The organism is bacterium (genome assembly GCA_024224155.1).
Lineage (GTDB): Bacteria > Acidobacteriota > Thermoanaerobaculia > Multivoradales > JAHEKO01 > CALZIK01.
In genome coordinates this window covers 1-1,776 of sequence record JAAENP010000384.1, presented here as the reverse complement: position 1 = coordinate 1,776, position 1,776 = coordinate 1, and the positions used below count along the sequence as shown (strand labels likewise).

The window sequence follows — 1,776 nt, the reverse complement described above, 5'->3', positions numbered from 1 at the left end:
GACCGCGAGGGCGCGGGCGGCGGCGTCAGTGCCGGGAGAGCCAGGGCGCTGCTCGCCTGTGGCGCTGGGGTCGTCGAGCGGGATGGCGGCCGGATCGAAGAGCACGAGCTCAGCGTCGGCAAAGTGGATTCCGTGCTTGCGCAGATTCGCCGCCGCCTTACTCGGGTCCCACACGGCTCCCATGCAGACAATATACATACGTATGAGGCTGCTGGTCAAGGACCCCACGGTAGTCCCGCGTCAGTGTCCCGTGTGAAGTCAAGGGGGAAGCGAGTAGGCGCACGACTTCCTTCGGGTCTGGTCCCGTCTCGATCGAGAATGCGGTCCTTTCGCGGAACGAGGAGACCCCGCCAGCGCGCTTCCGGCCGATCCTTGCGATTCTGGTTGGCCTTCCTCTCGGGAAGGGCCAGGTGTCCCTTGTTCTGGTTTCGGGAAGCGGCGAGGGGCCTACACTGACACTCTGGTTTTGCTCCGAGATCGAAGCTCCGAAGGGTAGTTCAGGCTCTCCCTCCCCGTTCCACGTCCAGATCTTCCAGCTGGGTCATGCCGCGCCGAGGCGCAGCGTAGTGGTCTGCGGTGTGTTGGTCTTGCCGAGCATCGTATGGTCGCTGATCACGCAGCATCGCGAAGATCACCCGCACCAGCTTGTCGGCTACGGCCATCAGGGCCCGCGGCTTCGCGCCGCGGCCAGGTGAGTTCTCGAGCCGGCGCTCGTAGAGTTCGCGAAACGGACCGTCGTACTTGATGACATTGAGCGCGGCGTAGTAGAGCCAGACTCGCAGAAGTCCGTGGCCGTGGCGAGAGATCCTCGGCACCTTGTGGGTCGACTCGCCGCTCGTGAAGAGTCGGAGATCCAGACCGGCGAGCTTGACCCATTGCTTGCCGTAGCGGAAGTCCTCGGGCCGGCCGAGGCAAGCCAACAGACCCACCGACAGCTTCCGACCGATCCCGGGGATGGTGCGCATCAGCTGATAGTCAAGACGAGGCTCGAGCAGCTCTTCGGCCCTCTCGAACCACCGCTCTTGGACCTCGAGGGCGTGGCGAAACTCCCCCGCCTGGGCCTGGATCTCCAGCGCCAGACGGCCGGTCGGATCCGCCACGCCGATGCTCGTCTTCGCCAGCGTGTAGAGATCCTCGAAGTACTTCCGGCCCATCGGGCCACGCCGTCCTCTCCAGCGGTGCACGAAGCGTTGCGGCCCCAGGGCCTTGATCTTGCCGGGAGTGGGATTCTTCTCCAGGAAGCTCAGCGCCGTCTCGCACGACAGGTCCACGAAGCGCTCGTTGAGCTCCGGAAAGGCCACCGCCAGGGAGGCGCGCAACTGGTTGCGGATCTGGTCGCTGCGCTTACGGCTGTCCTCGTAGTGGCGCATCATCCGATAGGCAGCCGCCTGTTCAGAATCCCGCTTCACGGGCGTGAAGTACTTGCCCTGGCGCAACAGATCCCAGATGCAGAAGGCGTCCTTGCGATCCGTCTTGCTGGGGTTGTCGCCGTGGGTCTCGCGGTTGTGCTTCACCGCTTTCGCGTGCACCAGAACCACGCGGTAGCCAAGAGCCTGCAGCTGCTCGTAGAGCGCCTTCCAGTAGGCGCCCGAGGGCTCCATGCCGATGACGATGTCGTCGGCCTGGCAGGCGCTCTGCGCCTGCTGAATCGCCTCGTCGAGCTGACGTAGGCCCTGCCGGTGGTTGCGAAATCGCAGACGACGGCGCGGACCCTGCGCCGACGAGGCCAGGTAGGCCTCATGCCCTGATCCGGAACAAGATCCGCGAGCGTGGCTG

The 1,776-nt window shown here is 65.0% G+C and carries 2 protein-coding genes; both read right to left on the bottom strand.

What is annotated here, in order from left to right; genetic code table 11:
- A partial coding sequence (locus GY769_19300) for a BrnT family toxin (GenBank protein ID MCP4204066.1) occupies nucleotides 1–183 on the bottom strand: 183 nt, incomplete at its 3' end.
- Nucleotides 184–497: 314 nt separating this feature from the next.
- The coding region (locus tag GY769_19295; GenBank protein ID MCP4204065.1) for an IS110 family transposase at nucleotides 498–1,776 on the bottom strand (1,279 nt) is incomplete at its 5' end.